The following is a 20626-nucleotide window of genomic DNA, read 5'->3' as shown; positions in this document are numbered from 1 at the left end:
ATTCGCTTTTTACTGTTTGGTCTGTATATTTTTTCCGGATACTTTTTCCTGTAGATACTGGAATAGTATATATAGTACAGGTATTACAAATACTCCGAGTACTACTCCGCTTAGCATTCCCATAGCGGCACTTACACTGATGGATATGTTTCCTGCTGCCATTCCTCCTGATGAAATCATCAGCGGTATCATACCTACAATAAAGGCTAATGAGGTCATAACAATAGGACGCAATCTGGAACGTGCTCCTGCTATTGCAGAATCCATAATAGACATTCCTTCTTTTCTTCTCTGGACAGCAAATTCGACAATCAGGATGGCATTCTTGGCCAGAAGCCCGACGAGCATAATAAGGCCCACCTGTACAAAGATGTTATTGTCCAGACCAACAGCACGAATTCCGAGGAATGCTCCTATTACTCCGGTAGGAATAGACAGGATTACAGATAGTGGCAACAAATAACTTTCGTATTGTGCTGAAAGAATCAGATAAACGAAGAATATACATAAAGCCAATATAAATACAGTCTGATTTCCTGATGCTTTCTCTTCCAAACTTAGCCCTGTCCATTCATAGCTATAATCAGATGGTAGTTTGTCCAGAACAGGTTCTATACGATTCATAAGCTCACCATTACTAATCCCCGGAACCGGAGCCACATTAATGGTCAATGAATTGTAAAGGTTGTATCTGCTCACAGATTCCGGACCATATACCTTTTTCAGTGTAATCAGCGTATTTACTGGTACCATTTCTCCTGCAGCATTTTTGGTGAAAATATTATTGAAAGCTGCTTCATCCATACGGAAAACACCGTCTGCTTTGATGTTCACTCTATAGAATTTTCCAAATCTTGAGAAGTTTTGTGACTGATCTCCGGAGAAATATCCCTGAATTGTATTGAGCAAGCCAGCAACACTAACCCCCATCTGCTTTGCTTTGTCCTCGTCTACTTCCAGTTCCAGCTGTGGATAGTCGGCTCTGAATGTTGTATAGGCAAAAGCTACTCCCGGTGTCTGCATCAATTGTCCGATTAACTCATCGGCTTTTGCTTTCAATACCTGAGGATCGCGTCCTGTACGGTCCTGTAATACAATTTCTGCATCATTTGTTACACCGTATCCTTCTACTGGAGGCATTCTGAATACCATTACAGTTCCTTCTTTTATGCCTGCCATTTGCTGACTTATCATAGCATTGATGGATTCAATATCTTTTACAGCACCTCTCTCCTTTTTAGGTTTAAGCTTGATAAAGCCCATTCCATATGCAGGACCTGCACTACTACTTAGAAGGTTGTATCCCGTGATAGAAGTATTCTCTTTTATAGCCTCATTTTGCTTCAGCATTTTGTTGATTCTGTTAGCAACCTCAGTTGTCTTTGTAAGTCCTGTTCCTGGAGGCATTGTTAATGAATAAATCATTAGGCCATCATCTTCCATCGGAACGAAACTCTTTGGTGTCGTTGTCATAAGGAATCCTGCTAATGCAATAACTCCTATTACAAGTCCGCCGGCAACAAGTTTTCTTTTGAACAAAAATTTAATCCCTTTTACATATTTACCCGTCATATTTTCGAATCCGGCATTGAAGGCTGTGGTAAATTTCTTTACAAAACCTTTTTTCTCATGGGTATGTCCATCCTCTGTATTATGATTTTTAAGGAACAATGCACACAAAGCTGGAGTTAGTGTAAGTGCATTTACAGCAGAAATAATAATGGCAATAGCTAGTGTATAGGCAAACTGTTTATAGAAAATACCTGCAGATCCTGTCATAAAGCCAATAGGTATAAATACCGCTGCCATAACCAGAGTAATGGAAATTACAGCACTTGTAATTTCGCCCATTGCACTATGTGTCGCTTCTTTACCACTCATAGTAGAGCCTTCCATTTTGCTGTGTACAGCTTCCACGACGACAATAGCATCATCGACAACAATACCAATGGCCAGTACCAGTGCGAAGAGTGTTAGTACATTAATGGTAAAACCTAATACCAATAGGAAGAAGAATGTACCAATAATAGCAACCGGAACGGCAATAGCCGGAATAATGGTTGAGCGTAAATCTTGTAAAAACAGAAATACAATAATGAATACCAATACAAAGGCTTCAAGAAGTGTAGATTTTACCTGGCTGATAGCTTCGTCTAATCTTTCTTTTGAGCTAATAACCTTAGAATACTTAATACCCGGAGGGAATGATTTTGACAATTGCTCAAGAGACTTGTTTATACCAATTTCAATATCGTTTGCATTGGATCCCGATGTTTGCATGATAGCAACAGTTACGGCACTTTTTTCATTAGTAGTGTTGTCTCCACTATAGTCAATAGAGCCAAACTCCACACGGGATATATCTTTAAGACGGACAATATTTGTTCCCTGATTTTTTACAATAATGTTTTCATATTGTTCCGGCTGATTCTTTTTTCCTTTATAACGGATTACATATTCTAAAGAGGCATCAGATTCTTGTCCAAGTTTCCCGGGAGCAGCTTCCAGACTCTGATTGGCAATTGCAGTGGTAACATCTGCAGGATCTAGTCCCTGAGCTGCCATTTTTTGCGGATCCAACCAGATACGCATTGAATAATCTTTGATCCCGAAAATTAGTGCCTGCCCAACACCTTTAATTCTTTTTACCTGTGGTAAAAGATTGATGTTAGCATAGTTTTGCAAAAAAGTTTCGTCATATTTACTATTATCATCAGTATACAGGTTGAATACCATGATCATACTGTTCTGCTGCTTGGAAGTTGTAATTCCGTTTCTTAGTACCTCCTGAGGTAATATAGGTGTGGCCTGCTGAACTCTGTTTTGTACGTTAACAGCTGCCTGATCTGGGTCTACCCCTTGTTTGAATATAATAGAAATGGAAAATGAACCATCATTACTGGCAGTAGATTTCATATATTCCATATTTTCTACACCATTTATTTGTTCCTCCAAAGGAGTAACAACCGAACGTATAACGGTTTGTCCATTCCCTCCGGGATAGGATCCTCTTACCATAACAGTAGGCGGAGCAATATCCGGGAATCGGGTAATTGCAAGTCTGCTAAGGCCTATGATCCCTAGTACTACAATAACTACCGATATTACTGTTGCAAAGACAGGACGGTCTATAATTTTTTTTAACATAATTTCGTTTTTAATAAGTAATTATTCTCTGTGGGATTATTTTGCGGGTACTTTCTTTGGTTGTACCTTCATCCCGTCCTGCAGCATATCGATTCTGTTCAGTGCGATTTTGTCTCCTGCTTTTACTCCCGATTTTACATAATAAGTGTCTTTGTTTTTTCCATCAATCTGGATTGGTACCATTGCAACTTTGCTGCTGTCGGCAAGTTTGAATACAAAGAATTTATCCTGAATGTCTTTTACACTTGTAATAGGAAGCTCTACAATATTGTCTACTGTTCTTCCGATCACAATTTTTCCGGCACCACCGGAACGCAGAAGCTTATCGGGATTAGGAAAAACAGCTTTCATTGTAATACTTCCTGTTACCTTATCTATATTACCACTCCCCGCTTCTACTCTGCCTTTTTGGTTGTATATTGATCCGTCTGCAAGGATCAGCTGGATATTTCCGGAATCTCCTGAGAAAATTCCTTCTTTACTGTAAGTGATATAATTAGCCTCGCTTATTGAGAAATAAACCTGTACTGTACTGATGTCTGAAAGTGTAGTCAGCGCTACTGTGTCTGTAGGTGATACCAGCGTACCTGCACGGTTCGGAATACGACCGATATAGCCGCTTACAGGGGCTTTTATAAGTGTGAAATTGGCATTGATTCTTGAAGATCCCAGTGCTGCTTTTGCCTGTTCTACTTGTGCTGTAGCAGCATTATAATTAGCCTGAGCTGTTTTTAGCTGCATATCGGAAACTACCTTGCCATCTACAAGAGGACGTAGTTTTTCAACTTCCAGTTTGGCTGTTGCCTGAGCCGCAAGTGCGGATTTTAATCCGGCATCACTATTTTTCACCTGTTCATTATATACATCCGGCATTATTCTGAATAAAGGCTGTCCTTTTTGTACATACTGCCCTTCTTTTACTAATACAGCCTGTAAATAACCGGTTACCTGAGGTTTTACATCAACATTTACAATACCCTCGATATTACCAGGGTATTCTTTTTGTGTATTTCCTGTTCCCTGACTAAGGGTTACAAAGTCTGTTTCGGGTGCAGGTAATTCTCCGGCTGCAGAATTAGAGCTGCTTTGTCCACACGATGAAAGAAACATCGCTACTGCTGCAGCTAATAATAAAGAGCCCGGTTTTCTCATTTTTGTAATCATATATCTGACATTTAATTTGCATGCAAAGGAAACCATGATTTAAGAGTATAAATCCGATTATCTGACCGAAACGGAAATATTGGCCTCTGAAATGTAATGTGGCCCAACCGAAAAGATTGGGCTTTATTTCTATGTTATGAAACAGGATCTTATGTAATGTAAAAGGCTGTATTTCAGAATGCAATATTCTCTGATTTTTGTTTGTAGTAAAGGTTTTACGCTTCAGTTGTGCAGGAATACGTTTGGGAACTAAGTATTTCCGTTTCGGTAAAATAACGTTTATCATCCTTTACCGGTGATTGTAGATTTGCTTCAGTTTTAATCAAGAAAAAATTAGAAACAATGAAAAAAGTATTATTAGCGGTAGCATTCACATTTGGAATTGGGGCAATTAGTGTAAATGCACAAAGTATTGAACTAATTCCTAAAGCAGGTATTAATGTTGCAACACAATCTATAAAAAGTGTTGGTGGTGAAAAATCAAAAGTAGGTTTTCAGGCAGGTTTAGGAGTTAATATCCCTGTAGGAAAAGATGGTTTCTCAATTCAGCCGGAGCTTAACTATATACAGAAAGGAGTTGCATTTAAGCCGGCAGGCGCCAGCAGAACGACCTATAACATGAATTACTTGGAAATACCTGTATTACTAAAGTATAGTTTTGGTCCGGTATATGTGAACGCAGGGCCTTCTATTGGTTTCCGCCTGGGACAGAGTAATAAAGTAAAAGAAGCTTTGGGAAAAACAAAAAGTGTTGACTTTGGGCTACAAATGGGATTGGGAGCTGCAATACCTGCAGGACCTGGTAAGCTAATCGTAGACGGGCGATACAATCTTGGACTAAGCAATATCTCTGATGTAAAAGGAGAAAGCATTAAAAATCGTGGATTTATATTCTCTCTGGGATATGCTATTCCGATTGGTAAGTAATTGAAACTCCATAGATAGAGATTCCTGGCCGGCTAGTTCTGCCGGGGATTTCGTATATTAATACAAACTTTTTTGATATGAACAGAATAATTGTAGCAACAGATTATTCAGCAGCCGGGCAAAATGCTATGCTCTATGCTGCTGAAGTAGCAGCAACTCATAATATAGAGCTTGTTTTATTCCATTTACACAATATATCTATCCATGCTCTGAATGCAAGACTTTCCGTAGAATCCATGGATAGTATTTTTGAGAAAGCTAAAGATAATTTTGAAGACAGCGCTTATGCACTATCCCAAACCTATGGTATTAAGGTAATCCGACATTTTGCATCAGGTGATATATATACCGAACTCTCCTTGTGTGCCGAAACCTGGCAGGCAGATATGCTGGTAATGGGGATGAGCAATAAAAGCCTGGAACAACAGTTAATGGGAAATACAACAACTAAAGTCATACATCGTCTGAAAATTCCGGTGTTGGCAGTTCCTGAAAATCTACATTATAATCCGGTGAAGAACATACTTTATGCATGTGATTTTGATAAAAATATTTCCGAAACATTTCCGGAAAAACTCCGTGATTTTGCCTCTGTATTTGGGGCTCAGATAGAAATATTTACGGTAGAGTCTGTTTTGAAAAAATTACAGACGGATGCTGCTGTAGAAGAACGGAAACTCAGTATGGACAACGGACTGGCAGGCATTAGCCATTATTATAAAAATGTACTTTCCGATAATGTAATTGCTGCTATAAAGGATGAAATAGATAATATACAGGCAGATTTGCTTGTGATGGTTCCTCATAAATATGGTTTTTGGGAATCGGTTATACACAGAAGTAAAACAAGCATTATGGCATCGGGTAATAATATTCCATTATTATCAATACCTGTTTAACCAGTAGAAAATACAACAAAGCAATATATTATAAAGAAGAAAACAGTTTTTGTTCTTTAGGGACTTGTACTGTTGTATTGGATGAAAGCTTTACATAAAGCCTGAATAATTTCAGTACTTATTTTTGTAAGGGAAATAATATTTGCTATTGTAATTTCGGAAAAGAATACTGAGAAAATAAAAAAAATACAGAATCCCGGATACAGAATAAATATCCGGGATTATATTTTCTGTAGTAACAGGAGTGAAAAGGAATTATTTTATTATTTATTCCCCGTATCTGAAAATCTATTTATTAATTTTAAAGAAAAAAATAAATCATGGAAATAGGTTATGAAATCCTGCTAATATTAGCCTCTGTATTTGTGGGTGGCATTATCGGGATTGAAAGAGAATATCAGCTGAAAGCAGCGGGGCTTCGTACAATGATTCTTGTAACACTTGGATCGTGTATGTTTACCATGTTGTCCAGAAGTCTTGGTGGTCCGGGAAGCCCAGATCGTATTGCAGCTAATATTATTACCGGAATAGGTTTTGTGGGTGCTGGTGTAATTTTTAAAGAAGAAAACAGAGTATCCGGACTTACAACTGCTGTTACGATATGGATATGTGCTGCTCTGGGGATGACGATAGGTGCCGGATATTATGTTGAAGCTGGCTATGGAATGGCCGTAGTTATAGTATTACTAATTAGTCTAAAGTATGTTCAGAATATAATAGATAAGATCAGTTCTCTTCATGTTTATCGGATTACAATTCCTTATAATGATGAAGCAATAGAAAAATATGAAACTATTTTCAGAGAACACCACCTAAGACCGATGTTGGGTAAACAGATTAAGCAGGGAGATTTGTTCACGGTTACATGGCGTGTGCAGGGCGCCGCAAAAAATCATAAAGTTTGTTCAAAAGTTTTGTTGAATGATAAAAATATTACAGAGCTGGTTCTCTAGATATAGAATCTTCTGTGAAAATTAAAACCGTTGCCATAAGACAACGGTTTTATTATTGATGAGATGAAATGAAATATCATTAATATCCCATCCAGTTTTTAAGTAAAGGTGCTTTGTCGCGGCTTATAATAATTTCTACATCGTTATTCTTTTTCATAGCAACTTTAAGCTTATTATTGAAATAATTATAAACATGCTCAACAGCGTTAATACAAATAATGAACTGTCTGTTGGCTCTGAAGAATAATTTGGGATCAAGTTGCTGCTCCAGTTCATCCATTGTATGCGGAATAATTTCGTCGGTATTGTCGGCAAGTCTGGCTTTGGTTATTTTTTGTTCTGAATAGAAATACAGCACATCACTTACCATTACAGTTTTGAAACCATCTCTGTATGATAACAGAAAACGTGTCCGGTAACTTTTGGGACGGAACTCATCCAGCAATTTTTCAATTGAAGGATTAATCGCTTTATTCACCAATATATCAAGCTGATCATATTTTTCAAAAGCTATGCTCAGTTCCTCTTTATCTACGGGTTTCAGTAGATAATCTATGCTGTATTGCTTGAATGCTTTTATTGCATACTCATCATAAGCTGTTGTAAAAATAATAGGTACATCTACCAGCTGGGTTTTATCAAAGATTTCAAAGCTAAGCCCATCGGATAGTTTAATATCCATCATAATAAGATCGGGTTTATCATTGCTTTCCAACCATTCAACACTTTCACTTACGCTTTCCAGTACGCTTAGTATTTTGGCCTGAGGTTTTATATCCTGAATAAGTCGTGTTAACCTTTCCGCATTAGGTCTTTCGTCTTCTATGATTAAAATATTCATATGCTTATTATTTTAATTCAATTAATGGAACAGTAACTTTAAATATTTGGTCATCCTGAAAAATTTCAGGTTTTGCAGCGCCTAGCAAGCGGTATCTTCGGGCGATATTCTCCAGACCAATTCCCGAAGATGGTGTATTGGTTTCCAGTGGGTTGAAGTTGTTTTCAATAACAATACTATGTTCGCTATTACTATAGATTTTTAAATGCAAAGGATCATTTTTGGAAGTTTTGTTATGCTTCATTGCATTCTCCACCAGTAATTGTAACGTTAGTGGTGGAAGACTGTTTAAATACTGGTTTCGATCTATATCAATTTCGAATACCAGGCCCTCGCCTACCCGTTGCTTTAACAGAAAAATATAGGCATTCAGAAACTTTATTTCTTCCTCCAGGTGTATAACATTTTTTTTTGAGTTCACCAGCATATAACGGTATATCTTCGTGAAGTTTTCGGCATATTCATAGCCCAATTGCTGATCTCTCAGAATCAGTTCGGACAGAACACTCAGATTGTTGAATACAAAATGAGGGTCTAATTGTAACTTTAGGGATTGTAACTCTGCTTCCATTGCTATTCTATCGGATTCTGCTGCTCTTACAGCGGTGTTTTTCCATTTTAATAGAATACTGTTTCCGGTATTGATAACCATTACCAGGAATGTTACTATCAATGTAATGAGAAGTTGCTGCATAATCTCCCTGGTCTCCTGGATATATTTGGCATCAGTAAGAACTGAATGCATACCTGCTTCCGGTACGTAGTAAGAGTAAATTGAAAAAATTATGAAGACTATACCAAGTACAGCAACGAAGTTTAGGAGGGTTTCTATTACAAATCTTTTTCTTGAATGTTCTATCCAGGGTAATTTTCGATCCATCCAGTTACTAATCATAATACTGATTTCGCAGACAATTGTACAGAAGATAAGCGTAATCCCGAAATCTGTTAAAATGTCGGTTAGTGGTCTGGAAAAAAAAGTTCGGGCATATTCCGAAAAGGGATCCATAATGTAACTAATCAGATACAATATGACAAATGCAGGCAGGATAATTAATACCCGTTTCCAGTGGTTTTTAAAAAAGACTTCGTTTGTTCTTTTCATACTTCACATGTCTCAATTCTTCAGAGACTTTTAAACATAGTTTTCAGCTAACAAATTTCGTTATTTCCAAATAGTTTTTATGCGATTGGCAGCTCAATCGTCATTATGAGCATCTGAATCTTAAATATTGGCTTATGAAACGAAAATAAGAAGAAAAAGTGGTTAATCTTCTATTATCGATAGTCCAAATTTTAGGATATGCCTTCTGATATGTAGATTGCTGAATTCCCAGGTTTAAGAGTAAAAAATAAAACCTCCTGATTTCAGGAGGTTTTATTTTTATGAATGAATGAATATTAGTTGTTTAGAGCTAAGACTTGATTATTTCCTTCAGCCATTCAGGTATTAATTCTTTTTGTCTTGGAAATACATTTAGATCATCTAAAAATTTGTCTTTACTAGGTTCATATTTGAATTCAGGTTTATTATCATAATCGAAAGAAGAATCAAAATGACCATCATTCATCACTGTAAACATAGCCATATACCAAGCTCCCTTATTAGGTGATGTTTTATACATTTCTTCTCTCAAGGTCTTAATTTTCATTGTAATATCATTCCCATTTTCTTCCGGATCAAAAGATATAAATTTTCCTTCTGCTTCATAGAATGCTTTTATGGCAATCATTTTATTTAATGCACAAATATTGAGAGAAAAGTTATCCCATTGGTCTGTTGGTATATTATCTATTGTGGATGATAAGATTTGATTTAGATTATTTTCGATTGTCATAATATTTATTATTCATTAGCCAGTCGATCAATTTCATTTTGTAATTCCTGATCCCAAATAAACTCCATATCAAAATCTCCGTCTGGTGTTAATGTGAAAATAGCTTTATTCCATTTGTTATTGCCACCTTCTGTTGTGATCTCATGAAGTTCCATTATTGCAAAATTAACTTCTGCATCAAAATTATGTACATCCAATGATTGGACAACATTATTGGAATCTAAATACTCACCTGTTGTGTCAACATAGGTGTCATCTCCCTGAATATTAAGAGTAGCTTTTTTCCAGTCCTCACTTTGGATACTGTTTGCAATATTTTGAGCTATTAATAAATAAATCTCGTCAACTGTCATATTTTTAGTTTTTAAAAACTGGACAACAAGATGCTTTTAATAGTTTGTAAGTTACAAATCTATCCTAAATCAATAATCTTACCTACAGATTGCCCAATTACTTCTATATATGATTTTACATCTACAATCTGTAAGTTATTATTTGAAACTTTTCCACCTAAAGATAATGCTGGGACATAGCCATAACATTGACCATACTCTAATTTTAGCATTTTTCCTTTAATTTCTAAAAATGCTTTGGAATCAAAGTAGTCTTTATGGCCTATAAAATATTCATCAAAAAAAACATCTAGAGTTCCTTGCATTGAATTTAATGCACGACTTTGGCACTTTCTAATATTTATTATTTTTACTCTATTTCCTTCATCTTCAGAAATAGTCCAATTTTTATTTCCTTCCCATAATAATAAATCACCTAATGCAGTAATCCCCCAAATAATTGTTGGCTCTAGAATCTTGTCTACATAATCAAATGCAAAAGCATATTCTTCAGGGTTTACAATTTGCAAATAGCCATCTTCAAAGACACCGAAACCCATATTCCGCCATATCCATATTATTTCCTGTGGAAATTTTCCTTTAAATAATTTATCATATTTTGCTATTGTTTCTTCAGAAACATTACCATGCTGTTGATAGGTACTTATATTTCTGTTAATGAATTGTTGGATTGTCTCCATATTATTTTTATTTTATAAAATTAAAATAGGTCTACGTTCATAATTTTATGGAGCCCATTATCGCAAAATCGATATCTGCAACAAAAACAAAATTGTGTACATCCAATGATTGGACAATATTATTAGAATCTAAATACTCACGTGTTGTATTATTTTGAAAATAAAGCAATTTAATTATTCCAATGTACTAAATCATAAGGGTAATATTCTTGTTTTTCTATTATACTATCATCTAAATTTAATATTTTTATAAAAGCAGCACTTTCAAAGCTCCAGTAGCCGAAGAATGTTTCATGCTTGTTTTTATCACTATCATACCAATAAGTAAGTCTCATACTAGTATACCAGTTTTTATCCAGATAATCTTTTAATATAGTAACATCTCTATTATCGATTAAATTTGTTAGAAATGCGAAATGATCAGGATAAGTAATGTGGCTAGAAATATTTCTTTGAGGAATTTTGTAAGCTATAATCTTATCAAAAAAATAGTCTTCGCGATTGCTATGATCTAAAACTTCAACAATTTTTTCGAACTCAGCATTTTCAATATCTAATAATATACCTAAGGATAGCATCCATAACATTAAAATATAATTATCGAAATGTATATTGTCTTCTGGGGTGTTACCTTTATCTTTCCATCCATTTTTAAAATAATTTATAACTTGTGGGAATGTGCTTTTTAGTTCTTCTATAGGAGCACCTGAAGAATACTTTGCAATTAATACGTGTAGAGATTCAGTAAAGAGTTTTCTCTTCACAGAAGAGATCATCTCTTCTTTTACTTCTCCATTTTGTAAAGAACTTTCAAAGTAGTTAATATCATCTAATTCCAGTTCTAAGTAATTTTCAAAATAGGTTTTAGGTTTAATGTTTGTTCTCATATTTTAATAAATTGTATGTTACTTTAAGGCCAGTTACCAGCTTTACCTCTGATAATATAGCCATCGGTATTTACTTTTCGGTATGTGATGTTTCCTGCTTCATCTACTTTAGCAACAACCCTTTCATAACCATTGGTCATCATTTGACGCATTTCTTGTCGACTTACTGTATTAGCTAACCTATCTTGGATCCAATCATCTGACATTTGTCGTGTTCCATCAGCAAGAGTATTTAGGCCAGCTTGTCCATATTTAGCATCAACGACTACATATTTTGGTGGTGGACCAGGGTCTTTAAATACACCATCAATGCCTTGATGAGTAGGAGCATCGATATCTGTTAACCTTTCATGCAACGGATCATATCCTTTATTCATCATATCTCTATCTGCAGCCATTTCACCAAAGTTCCCTTTCCTTGCAGAGTTACTAAGCTCCAACTCTCCATTTTTAATTTGCCTTATAATATCATCCTGAATATCATCAGTTGTTCTTGTTACAACTCTTGCAATATCCGCTGCATCATCACCTATTGATTGGATTAGTTCTCTTCCTGTTTTCTTTGCAACAGCTTCTCCTCCTTCTTCTGCAATTTCTTTAGCAGCTTTTTCCGCTCCTTCCTCTACGGCTTCTTTTGCCCCTTTTTTAGCGGCAACTTCTGCTCCTTCCTTCAGTGCTGTTTTAGCACCTACCTCTAAAGCTTCTTTACCTGCTACTTTTGCAGCTGAAACCCCAAGAGAAGAACCTCCTGAATAAACAGCAGCAGCGGCATCCGGAATAAATTGACCTACAGCATTTCCTAATTCTCTTGGGTTCTTTTGAACCCATTGTGCTCCATCGGATATAGCTTTTCCCCAATTATCACCATTGCTGGCCCACTTCCAGGAATCATTTGCCATATTGGTCCAGTTTTCACCTTTACTAGCCCAACCTACTGCATCCGATCCCATTTTCCATAAAGCCTCGCCAGTTCCTATAGGATCCTGGCCAACCTGATAAATAGTTTCTCCTAAACCAACAACACCATTTACTGCTCCTTCAACCAAACCTGAGCCTAGATCATTAAACCAATCTACAGCACCTGTTACTGGCTTCATCCAGTCTGGTAGAAACTGGTCTCTTACTTTTCTACTTTGTTTTTCCTGCTCCGCAAGCCAATCAAAACCATCCTTTATATAATCGGTTGGCATTTTACCTTCACCTACACCAAACTGTACAGCTGCAGAGCGATCAAAAAATATATTAATCTTTCCTCCAAAAATACAATCACAAAAGGAATCTTCCAAGAGCATTCTGCTTCCATTTATTTTTACACCGTCTTTTGGTTGCTGCCAGCCGGTAACAATTGTTGGAAGACATGATACTCCTGTTGCCCATTTTAGAGGATTTGTACAAAGTCCCATTGGCTTGATATTGAAGAAAGGAATAAAATCCAGTTCCGAAGCCATGGGAACTCCATATATTGTTGTGTTTTTATTATTGCTTACCCTCAGAGTTGAAGGGCTGGTTCCTTTGTCGCATGCTAAAAAAGCACCTTCGGGTACATATTTTTTTGCCATAATGCGATTGTTTTAGGTGTTAATTTTATCTGAGGTTATTTTCACACTTTTCATTTTCCTGAAACGGTTTTCGAGCTTGTTCAGATTTATTTTGGTTTCCAAAATAATTTTGCCCGGAACCTTTAAAGCTTCAGAAATATTGCACTCAGTTAGGTTACATAGATATTCATCATCAGCAAAAACATACCATTCATTTGTATTTGTACTAATTTCCAATGCATTATTATCGTCAAAAAGAAGATAATAACGGTCGTTTTGGAATACAATATCAATTAGCTGAATTGTCATGAGTAATTGCTTTTAAAATATTCTTTTCCTCTCTGTATAATGTACCGGGAATCTGAGCCAAAGACATACACATGCTTTGTTCGGACCAGGGCCATTCTTCCAAAAGATAACGCTCTATATAATTAAGCTCTAAAAGTGTAGGCACGCGTGGCCTATTTTTTAGAATGCGTATCATTGCTGTTACTTTATCTTGCTCAAATGTTTTTTCATCAATGCTTCCCTTTACATCGATTTGATATTTCCCATCTTCTAATTCTGAAATTTTCTCTTCCGTGATTATGGGTACGTTTTTCGTTGCAATAAAATTGGGCAGCTCACGGTAACCATTTGTAATTTGATTTTTTTTAAATTCTTTAAAATGAATACCAGGAAAAAGAAGCTGGTAAGGCATTGTAAAGCGGAGTGCATGTGCCAGCCGATCACCGTCTTGCAGAAGCTCTTCTACTCCTTTTATAAAAAAATCTCTATATTTTTCGTCCCGGTGTTTTAGAATAACCTTAGGTTTTATTTCTTTCCATTTTTCCTGGATATCTTCCAGGTTTTGGATATTACCTAATTGCCCATCCTCATTTAGAGTACATATTATATCTCCTCTTAGCTCATAAAGATCTCCTACCCATTTATACATTCCATCTTTATTAGATTGTTTATAAAAAGGCATTTCAATTCTAAAAACAGGAATATTGTTATCATAAGAGACTAAGGTTACTTTTAACTGGGCTTCAATATAATTTTCATTATGAAGACCCTGAAACTGATAGCGCTCTTCTCTTATAAAAGCATATGTCCGATATTCTCCTCTGTTTTCGATATTAATTTGCATAATTACCCTTTATTAATTTCTACATCGGCACCTGTAATATTTGTTGGGCCGGAAGATGTAGATTTTATATTAGCAGCATTGCTTTTAATATCGGCATCTATTTTAATTCCCGGATTGGCTCCTGATTTTCCTAGCTCAGTTGTATCGCTTCCTATAACTTTTATGTTCAATCCTTCAATTGTAATATCACCCCCTGTTGTTAGTGTAATGGAGCTGCTTCCCGTTTTTATAGTAATAGTGGTATCACATTCTAATGTTATTTCTCCGGCGCTATTCATAGACAGCATGGAGTTTGCTCCTCCTCCTTCTTTACCGCCTACATTAATTGCACTTGCAGCACCAGCATTAATAACACTATTACTGCCTGCATTTACGGTGTGGTTAGTATTGGTATTAGTTGTTGCATTTCCGGCTCCATCGAATTTCATATTCGCACCACCTTTATCAGTTAGGAATACAGAACCTTCCCCATCATGTAGCTCAAGTTTATTACCACTTTTACTGCTCAAGCTTTTAACATTGTTTCCTTGACCGCCGCCACCGCCGACTTGGCCATGGAACATAGATCCCATTACAAAAGGTCTGTCGGGTAACTGGTGCTGGAAGCCTATCATTACCTGGTCTCCCACTTCAGGGATAGACATAAAGCCTCTGTTTTTGCTTACTTTGTCGCTCCCTCCGGCATCTGGTGTCATTACTCTGATCCAGTTTGTAGTATCACTACCCTCCTGCCAGTCGAACTGAACCTGTACACGTCCTTGATTCAGGGGATCTGTATTAGAAATTACTTTTGCAACCTGCGCTTCAGATTTTGGCATTTTAAATTCAGGTCTTGGAATAAAACCTGTATCAGCAGCAATAGCTTCGAAATAACCATTGTAATAGCCTCTGGCATCTACTTCATGTGAGACCTCAGTGATCATTAGCTTAGTAAAATAAGAAGTATCGGTTTTGCCGGATTTTCTCATTTCTATATTGGCAATACAACCAGGATAAAGAAACGGAACTGTTGTTGTTCCGGATGTTATAAATACATCCACGGCTTTGCTTCCTGCTGTCCCCTTCTGAGAGGCATTGATATCCATAGAGGTGGATGCTTTTATAGGAGCAAGCCTTAATGCCGGTGTTGTAAAGGTTTGTTCGGAAATATTATAAGCGCGTTTAGCAATGTCAGATTTATGATCTATTACCGATTTTCCGGTAGTCAGTTTCTCATTTTTACTGCTGTTGTATCCATAAAATGAAGGGTTTACATGCTGTGCCTTCATTTTTATTTTTATATCGTTTATATTGCTGCCGTATTTTAGGGTAATGGGTTTTTCTTGTGGTGGAAGCTCTCCAAAATGTAGTACTTCTCCGTCATAAAAAAACTGTTCTCCATGGGCTTCGGCCATACGGGACAAGTAGTTATAGTGCGTTTCTTCGTATTGTGCACTATAATCCAGATTTCCATATTTTGCAGCGATGCGAAAATCATAAAGCCCTGGATTAATTCCTTGTTTTATAACATAATCTGCAATACTATTCAGGCTTATAGGTTGTGGACCTCCAAAACTTTGGGTATGTGGAGCTGCATCCAATAAAGCTGTAGGGCTGGATCCTTCCACTACAATATCTCCAAGACTGCCTTTTTCCTGACTGAATCCTACTTCTGTGATAACTCCTACAAATGTTCTTTCTGGCCCATCTTCGACATCTTTGTACCTGAAAACTACTGTAAGGCGTTTTCCTAAAAATTTTTGGACAAATTCCAGTTGATAGCTTTCTGCCTCCTGCACCGCATCATGAGGAAGCATAAGACTGAAAGTATGGTGCTTGGAAGCACTTTGAGTGAGCTTAAAATGTTTGAAATTCTGGATAACTTCACCGTTGATTACAACGAGTAGTTTTATGACCCGGTTAATTCCCTGTATAGCACTTTGAGGAAAAGCTTCTACATTATGAATCTTTGATGTAGGTTGTTTTCCCCATAAGTTATTGGTTTGCTCCCCTAGTAAGGCTGTTTTGGAACCAAGCATTTTGGCATAATTACCTGCTTCAGAGATTCCGCTGGCGGCTTTGCCTAAGGTCTTTCCAACTTTGGAATTTATTTGTGATAATTGTTCGCCTGCTTTTTCAGCTATTTCTTTTCCAATACCTTCTTTTAGAAAATCCGGATTAATTCCTTTTCCCTTTGAGCTATTAGATGATATGATATTCTTTTTGTTATTTTCTTCCTTAAACATGATTGTATCATTTGGTGTTTGTGTTAAGTAGGTATAAATCAGGATAAAAATTATCTCCTTATATATATATAACGTCTAAAGCGTTATTTTTCTTACTCAAATAAAAAAAGGCAAAATAGCGCACTGCTAACAATGCGCTATTAGTTAAAAATTCATATCAGAATTTATATTTTAGTTACCTGGCCAGATACCATCGTAAGCACCACCACCATAAGTGATTTTCTCAGCACTGATCACGAAGCTCACCAACATGTTATTGCTGTCGATAGCATCAAAGTCAACCTCGTGCTGGATTACATATCCGTTTTCCCAGTTAAGTTTGATAAGAGTTCCTTCTTCATGAGATTTGTTGAATGTAACTTCACCAGAAGTTGGTTTGTATTTACCATTCAATAGAGATTCGATGATGTCAGATTTCTCAGTCGCTTCTACAGTGATTTTGATAATCGCGTTAGAAGGATCAGAAGCCACTCTACCTGAAACGTCAGTAGAACGTGCTACGCTGTAGTTAAGTTTTAATACTTTTTGGTCAGTACCGTTGTTGAATTTTAAGATAGCTCTTGAATTGTTTGCAGCCATGATTTCTAAGAATTTAATTGTTAAAAATATTTTAGTGTTTCCTTATTCTTGGTACACCAAATTTATATGACCTTTTTGAAACAACAACCAGAGTTTTTGTTTAATTTTAAAATTGTAGTAGAAATACTACAAGAGTAATTTTTTGATTTATAACACTTTATAGTATTAGTTGAATTCGAAGCTGATCTCTGCTTGATCCGTTATAATCCTTGCTTTTATTTTATGTTGCTCCGCTTTATTTTCCGTAGGATACCAATTCCTTTCAGAACTTACAATGATAAGTAATCCATTATCATTTCCCAAGACTACAAAATCTTCTGTCTTTGGACCTTTAGCGAAATAATCGACTCCTGTTTGTTGAGTTATCTGATTGGCAAGATCCAACGGATTGGTAGTAACGATTCCAATTTCACTAATGTTTAGTATACTTTTAGATGAAAATTCGGTATCTGAATTATTGGCAAGGTCTGCCCTGCCTATAAATTCAGCAAGATTTCCGTTGTTATCATAAAAATAAATTGCCTGAGCTTTCCAGTTATCAAAATTTGTGATAAGATGACTTTCCGGATTTCTGATCAGTTCAATCTTATTATATGCCCATATAATTGCTTCTTCCAGCTGATTGGCCGGAATATTAAATGCAAAATGATATTTAAAATTTTCTTTCCGCTCACTTTGTTCAAAAGTCAGCATAGAGTCTCCGGTACGAAATGAAACTGAAGATTCAGTTTTTGTGATCATCTCCAGTTGAAGGTTTTTGGAATAAAATTTTTCGGTTTCTGCCAAGTTATTGGTCTGCAAAATAAGTTCGGAGATTATCATTATGCCTGGTTTGTTATTGTTATATTTTCTCGATTTTATAAGTACAGCGTTTACCACTGTCTAGTATATATTCTGTCCTCTCTATGCTATATTCAGGACCCAATAATTGTCTGAAGTTATTCAGTTCCGAGCGGCAAAACCCCTGACATTCTGTTGCTGCTGCACAAATTGGGCAATGGTTTTCCGTAAGATAATAAGTATCATCATCTTTCTTCCACTCCGCCATATAGCCTTCTTCGGAACGCTTCTGGCTCAGTATTTTTAGTTTCTGATCCAACGTTTCAGCTCCTGTTAGGGCTTTATTGTATTTCTGATAAACAATTGCCTCTCTGTCACCAATAAGAAGATTCAATGCATTTTCTCCTAACAGACTTTTTACTGATTTTAGCAGTTGTACTGTAATATCGGCATGGCTGTCCGGAAATCTGGCTACTCCTTTTTCGGTGAGAGAATAACTGACAGAAGGTCGGCCTACTCCCCCGCTTTGCACAGTTGCTTCTATAAGTCCGTCTGCAGAAAGGTTCAGAAGATGCTTTCGGGCACCTTCCTTAGTAATGGCTAATTCTTCCGCAATAACAAGAGCAGTTGCTTCTCCTCTCATCTTTAGAAGCATTAATATTTTATCTGTCGGATTCTTTTTCATTTAGCAACATTTAGTTGTTTTATTTTTATTACCTACAAAGGTAGTAGTTTCTATTTATTAGCTTTTATGTTTGATACAGGATATTGATAGATATTGTAAATTGTTTTATTTTATTTAATAAAACAACTTTTTAGTTGTTTTATTGTTTTTCTTCTTTTACTTTGCCTCAGATTAATAACAACAAAAAAACAATGTTATGAGTACATTTCAGTTACCAGAACTTCCATATGCATATGATGCTTTAGAGCCTCATTTCGACAGTGAAACAATGAAAATTCATCATCAGCGTCACCATCAGGCTTATGTAGACAATCTGAATAAAGCTCTTGAAGGTAGTGATGCAGAAGGAAAAAGCCTGAAAGAAATCTTACCGGAAATTAGTAAATACAGCCCTGCTACAAGAAACAATGGCGGAGGACATTATAATCACCTTTTGTTCTGGAGTATTCTATCTCCAGCTCCTAAAACTGAACCTACAGGGAAATTGGCAGAAGCGATCAAATTGACTTTTGGCAGTATGGATGCTCTTAAAGAGGAAATAAAAAGAGTTGGCTTGGGACAATTTGGGTCCGGTTGGTCATGGTTATTTGTGAAGTATAACGGTTCTTTAGGAATTACAGGAACAGCCAACCAGGATAATCCGTTAATGGATACACAATTGGTAAGCAGAGGTTTTCCTATTTTGGGAGTAGATGTATGGGAACATGCTTATTACCTGAAATATCAGAATAAGAGAGCTGACTATCTGGATGCTTTCTGGTCTGTTCTGAATTGGGAAGCTGTAGAAGAAAATTACGAAGCTGCACTTGCAGAAACTAAATAGTAGAAAAGCAGTATTGGCCGGAATAATTGGCAAGATCAGTAAAATTTTAGAATGACAAGGGATATTTTTGTAAACAAGGTTGAAGCATCAGGAATCATAGCATTTGATTTAATTGATTATAAGCCGGATATCGAGATCATTGAATTCGATATTAAAGATTATCTTTACATGGAGATGATCGTGAAAGAAAAAGAATTCAGAAGCTCGATGTCTCAGATTGATTTTACTAACTTCAAAGGGAAGGCTGTAGCTATAGTTTGCTCGGCAGATGCTATTATCCCGCCTTGGGTTTACATGGTGCTTGCTGAAAAATTTCATAACAATGCTGCTTATTTTGATTTTAAGGATATAAATTCGGTTGAAGAGGATCTGTGGAAGGATAACCTACTAAAAGCTGATTTAATTCCTTTTACCGGACATAAGGTTGTAGTACGTGCAAGACCGGATATGCCTCCTGCGCTTTACATGCTGGCAACAAGTTGTCTGAAGCCTTTGGTAAAAGCCCTGATGTATGGTGAAATCGGAATGCCTAAAGTAATCTTTAAACATTAAAAGCTGATATTTTGCGGAATATCAAATTATATTATATATACTAATGAAAGCAATAATATTTAACGGAGCTCTGGAAAGAAAACCTTTGTCTACCTCCGGAGCACTTTCGGATTATATTTCGGAAAAACTGAAAGAATCTGGTGTGGAAACCAAAATATTCAATCTTGTAGACAGTGGAATCCCTTTATATGATACAACACTGAAAAATGTGCCTCATGGTGTAGAGATTATGAATAAACTATTTCTGGAAGCAGATGTTCATTTCTGGTTGGCACCACTCTATCATGGAAGCATTCCCGGAGTTATGAAGAACTGTTTGGATTGGTTGGAAGTAAGTGCGAAAAATGAGGAACCCTATCTTACAGACAGAAAAGTAGGATTGGTTTGCTGGGCAGATGGTGTGCAGGCAATGCAAGGGATTAATGCCATGGATGCTATTGCAAAGTCATTAAGAGCATGGACTCTTCCTTTTAGTGTTCCTATTGCCAGAAGCGGTCTTTATGAAGAAGGAAAGGCTGGTGTTATATCTCAGGAATATAAAAAGAAGCTGGATCTTTTGATTAAAATTGCTATAAAAAAATAATCACAGTGTGGTCCGCCGGCTTTAAAATTATTAGGTAATT

The 20626-nt window shown here is 36.4% G+C and carries 21 protein-coding genes; 6 read left to right on the top strand and 15 right to left on the bottom strand.

Annotation, left to right across the window (positions count from 1 at the left end; genetic code table 11):
• Positions 1–9 precede the first annotated feature (9 nt).
• Both C8J95_RS05980 and C8J95_RS05975 read right to left on the bottom strand, forming a co-directional pair.
• The gene (locus C8J95_RS05980; protein ID WP_107809428.1) at positions 10–3147 is read right to left on the bottom strand and encodes an efflux RND transporter permease subunit; all 3138 of its coding nucleotides are present in this window, start codon (positions 3145–3147) and stop codon (positions 10–12) included.
• A 36-nt stretch (positions 3148–3183) separates the two neighbouring features.
• A complete protein-coding gene (locus C8J95_RS05975; protein WP_107809427.1) occupies positions 3184–4311 on the bottom strand; it encodes an efflux RND transporter periplasmic adaptor subunit in 1128 nt (375 codons plus the stop codon).
• A 342-nt stretch (positions 4312–4653) separates the two neighbouring features.
• On the opposite strand from C8J95_RS05975, the gene C8J95_RS05970 reads away from it, so the two are divergent.
• From C8J95_RS05970 to C8J95_RS05960, 3 genes are all read left to right on the top strand, one after another.
• Positions 4654–5238, top strand: a complete 585-nt coding sequence (locus C8J95_RS05970; protein WP_107809426.1) for a porin family protein — start codon at positions 4654–4656, stop codon at positions 5236–5238.
• A gap of 77 nt (positions 5239–5315) precedes the next feature.
• A complete protein-coding gene (locus C8J95_RS05965; protein ID WP_107809425.1) occupies positions 5316–6137 on the top strand; it encodes a universal stress protein in 822 nt (273 codons plus the stop codon).
• Between the two features lie 320 nt (positions 6138–6457).
• Entirely contained in the window at positions 6458–7090 is a 633-nt protein-coding gene (locus C8J95_RS05960) for an MgtC/SapB family protein (RefSeq protein WP_107809424.1), read from the top strand.
• Positions 7091–7169: 79 nt separating this feature from the next.
• On the opposite strand, the gene C8J95_RS05955 is transcribed toward C8J95_RS05960, so the two are convergent.
• The 13 genes from C8J95_RS05955 to C8J95_RS05895 form a co-directional block, all read right to left on the bottom strand.
• Positions 7170–7931 (bottom strand): LytTR family DNA-binding domain-containing protein, encoded by a 762-nt coding sequence (locus C8J95_RS05955; RefSeq protein ID WP_107809423.1) that lies wholly within the window; start codon positions 7929–7931, stop codon positions 7170–7172.
• Positions 7932–7938: 7 nt separating this feature from the next.
• Complete coding sequence (locus tag C8J95_RS05950) at positions 7939–9036, bottom strand: sensor histidine kinase (protein ID WP_107809422.1); 1098 nt, start codon at positions 9034–9036, stop codon at positions 7939–7941.
• Between the two features lie 310 nt (positions 9037–9346).
• Positions 9347–9769 carry an immunity protein YezG family protein gene (locus tag C8J95_RS05945; RefSeq protein WP_107809421.1) on the bottom strand — a complete coding sequence of 141 codons (423 nt, stop codon included), beginning with the start codon at positions 9767–9769 and terminating at the stop codon, positions 9347–9349.
• A gap of 8 nt (positions 9770–9777) precedes the next feature.
• Positions 9778–10122 (bottom strand): hypothetical protein, encoded by a 345-nt coding sequence (locus C8J95_RS05940; protein WP_107809420.1) that lies wholly within the window; start codon positions 10120–10122, stop codon positions 9778–9780.
• A gap of 59 nt (positions 10123–10181) precedes the next feature.
• Positions 10182–10802: a T6SS immunity protein Tdi1 domain-containing protein gene (locus C8J95_RS05935; RefSeq protein WP_107809419.1), complete on the bottom strand. Its 621-nt coding sequence runs from the start codon at positions 10800–10802 to the stop codon at positions 10182–10184.
• A gap of 170 nt (positions 10803–10972) precedes the next feature.
• Positions 10973–11689 (bottom strand): PoNe immunity protein domain-containing protein, encoded by a 717-nt coding sequence (locus C8J95_RS05930; RefSeq protein ID WP_107809418.1) that lies wholly within the window; start codon positions 11687–11689, stop codon positions 10973–10975.
• A 23-nt stretch (positions 11690–11712) separates the two neighbouring features.
• The gene (locus C8J95_RS05925; RefSeq protein ID WP_107809417.1) at positions 11713–13248 is read right to left on the bottom strand and encodes a PAAR-like protein; all 1536 of its coding nucleotides are present in this window, start codon (positions 13246–13248) and stop codon (positions 11713–11715) included.
• Positions 13249–13260: 12 nt separating this feature from the next.
• Positions 13261–13536 (bottom strand): hypothetical protein, encoded by a 276-nt coding sequence (locus C8J95_RS05920; RefSeq protein ID WP_107809416.1) that lies wholly within the window; start codon positions 13534–13536, stop codon positions 13261–13263.
• Positions 13517–14359, bottom strand: coding sequence for a hypothetical protein (locus C8J95_RS05915; RefSeq protein ID WP_107809415.1), 843 nt, complete (start codon positions 14357–14359; stop codon positions 13517–13519). Before C8J95_RS05915 ends, C8J95_RS05920 begins: the two co-directional genes overlap by 20 nt.
• A gap of 2 nt (positions 14360–14361) precedes the next feature.
• Complete coding sequence (locus C8J95_RS05910) at positions 14362–16584, bottom strand: type VI secretion system Vgr family protein (protein ID WP_255412728.1); 2223 nt, start codon at positions 16582–16584, stop codon at positions 14362–14364.
• 171 nt (positions 16585–16755) lie between these two features.
• Positions 16756–17163 (bottom strand): type VI secretion system tube protein TssD, encoded by a 408-nt coding sequence (gene tssD, locus C8J95_RS05905; RefSeq protein WP_059153937.1) that lies wholly within the window; start codon positions 17161–17163, stop codon positions 16756–16758.
• Positions 17164–17328: 165 nt separating this feature from the next.
• Positions 17329–17985: a VOC family protein gene (locus tag C8J95_RS05900; protein ID WP_107809414.1), complete on the bottom strand. Its 657-nt coding sequence runs from the start codon at positions 17983–17985 to the stop codon at positions 17329–17331.
• Between the two features lie 19 nt (positions 17986–18004).
• Complete coding sequence (locus C8J95_RS05895; RefSeq protein WP_107809413.1) at positions 18005–18628, bottom strand: metalloregulator ArsR/SmtB family transcription factor; 624 nt, start codon at positions 18626–18628, stop codon at positions 18005–18007.
• 196 nt (positions 18629–18824) lie between these two features.
• Here C8J95_RS05895 and C8J95_RS05890 point away from each other — a divergent pair, with 196 nt between their 5' ends.
• From C8J95_RS05890 to C8J95_RS05880, 3 genes are read left to right on the top strand one after another with little or no spacing between them, the layout of a single operon-like run.
• Positions 18825–19451, top strand: a complete 627-nt coding sequence (locus C8J95_RS05890) for a superoxide dismutase (protein WP_107809412.1) — start codon at positions 18825–18827, stop codon at positions 19449–19451.
• Positions 19452–19502: 51 nt separating this feature from the next.
• Complete coding sequence (locus C8J95_RS05885) at positions 19503–20003, top strand: DUF2480 family protein (protein ID WP_107809411.1); 501 nt, start codon at positions 19503–19505, stop codon at positions 20001–20003.
• Between the two features lie 43 nt (positions 20004–20046).
• Positions 20047–20586, top strand: coding sequence for an NADPH-dependent FMN reductase (locus tag C8J95_RS05880; protein ID WP_107809410.1), 540 nt, complete (start codon positions 20047–20049; stop codon positions 20584–20586).
• The last annotated feature ends 40 nt before the right edge of the window (positions 20587–20626 follow it).

This window comes from Elizabethkingia sp. YR214, assembly GCF_003058195.1.
GTDB lineage: Bacteria > Bacteroidota > Bacteroidia > Flavobacteriales > Weeksellaceae > Elizabethkingia.
This window is presented reverse-complemented; position numbering and strand designations above follow the sequence as displayed.

What these genes read in the sequence shown, in the direction of transcription:
- C8J95_RS05910 (WP_255412728.1), bottom strand. Translation starts at nt 16,584, where the DNA reads ATGTTTAAGGAAGAAAATAACAAAAAGAATATCATATCATCTAATAGC.
- C8J95_RS05890 (WP_107809412.1), top strand. Translation starts at nt 18,825, where the DNA reads ATGAGTACATTTCAGTTACCAGAACTTCCATATGCATATGATGCTTTA.
- C8J95_RS05900 (WP_107809414.1), bottom strand. Translation starts at nt 17,985, where the DNA reads ATGATAATCTCCGAACTTATTTTGCAGACCAATAACTTGGCAGAAACC.
- C8J95_RS05885 (WP_107809411.1), top strand. Translation starts at nt 19,503, where the DNA reads ATGACAAGGGATATTTTTGTAAACAAGGTTGAAGCATCAGGAATCATA.
- C8J95_RS05970 (WP_107809426.1), top strand. Translation starts at nt 4,654, where the DNA reads ATGAAAAAAGTATTATTAGCGGTAGCATTCACATTTGGAATTGGGGCA.
- C8J95_RS05940 (WP_107809420.1), bottom strand. Translation starts at nt 10,122, where the DNA reads ATGACAGTTGACGAGATTTATTTATTAATAGCTCAAAATATTGCAAAC.
- C8J95_RS05980 (WP_107809428.1), bottom strand. Translation starts at nt 3,147, where the DNA reads ATGTTAAAAAAAATTATAGACCGTCCTGTCTTTGCAACAGTAATATCG.
- C8J95_RS05920 (WP_107809416.1), bottom strand. Translation starts at nt 13,536, where the DNA reads ATGACAATTCAGCTAATTGATATTGTATTCCAAAACGACCGTTATTAT.
- C8J95_RS05935 (WP_107809419.1), bottom strand. Translation starts at nt 10,802, where the DNA reads ATGGAGACAATCCAACAATTCATTAACAGAAATATAAGTACCTATCAA.
- C8J95_RS05895 (WP_107809413.1), bottom strand. Translation starts at nt 18,628, where the DNA reads ATGAAAAAGAATCCGACAGATAAAATATTAATGCTTCTAAAGATGAGA.
- C8J95_RS05915 (WP_107809415.1), bottom strand. Translation starts at nt 14,359, where the DNA reads ATGCAAATTAATATCGAAAACAGAGGAGAATATCGGACATATGCTTTT.
- tssD (WP_059153937.1), bottom strand. Translation starts at nt 17,163, where the DNA reads ATGGCTGCAAACAATTCAAGAGCTATCTTAAAATTCAACAACGGTACT.
- C8J95_RS05930 (WP_107809418.1), bottom strand. Translation starts at nt 11,689, where the DNA reads ATGAGAACAAACATTAAACCTAAAACCTATTTTGAAAATTACTTAGAA.
- C8J95_RS05950 (WP_107809422.1), bottom strand. Translation starts at nt 9,036, where the DNA reads ATGAAAAGAACAAACGAAGTCTTTTTTAAAAACCACTGGAAACGGGTA.
- C8J95_RS05880 (WP_107809410.1), top strand. Translation starts at nt 20,047, where the DNA reads ATGAAAGCAATAATATTTAACGGAGCTCTGGAAAGAAAACCTTTGTCT.
- C8J95_RS05965 (WP_107809425.1), top strand. Translation starts at nt 5,316, where the DNA reads ATGAACAGAATAATTGTAGCAACAGATTATTCAGCAGCCGGGCAAAAT.
- C8J95_RS05945 (WP_107809421.1), bottom strand. Translation starts at nt 9,769, where the DNA reads ATGACAATCGAAAATAATCTAAATCAAATCTTATCATCCACAATAGAT.
- C8J95_RS05975 (WP_107809427.1), bottom strand. Translation starts at nt 4,311, where the DNA reads ATGATTACAAAAATGAGAAAACCGGGCTCTTTATTATTAGCTGCAGCA.
- C8J95_RS05925 (WP_107809417.1), bottom strand. Translation starts at nt 13,248, where the DNA reads ATGGCAAAAAAATATGTACCCGAAGGTGCTTTTTTAGCATGCGACAAA.
- C8J95_RS05955 (WP_107809423.1), bottom strand. Translation starts at nt 7,931, where the DNA reads ATGAATATTTTAATCATAGAAGACGAAAGACCTAATGCGGAAAGGTTA.
- C8J95_RS05960 (WP_107809424.1), top strand. Translation starts at nt 6,458, where the DNA reads ATGGAAATAGGTTATGAAATCCTGCTAATATTAGCCTCTGTATTTGTG.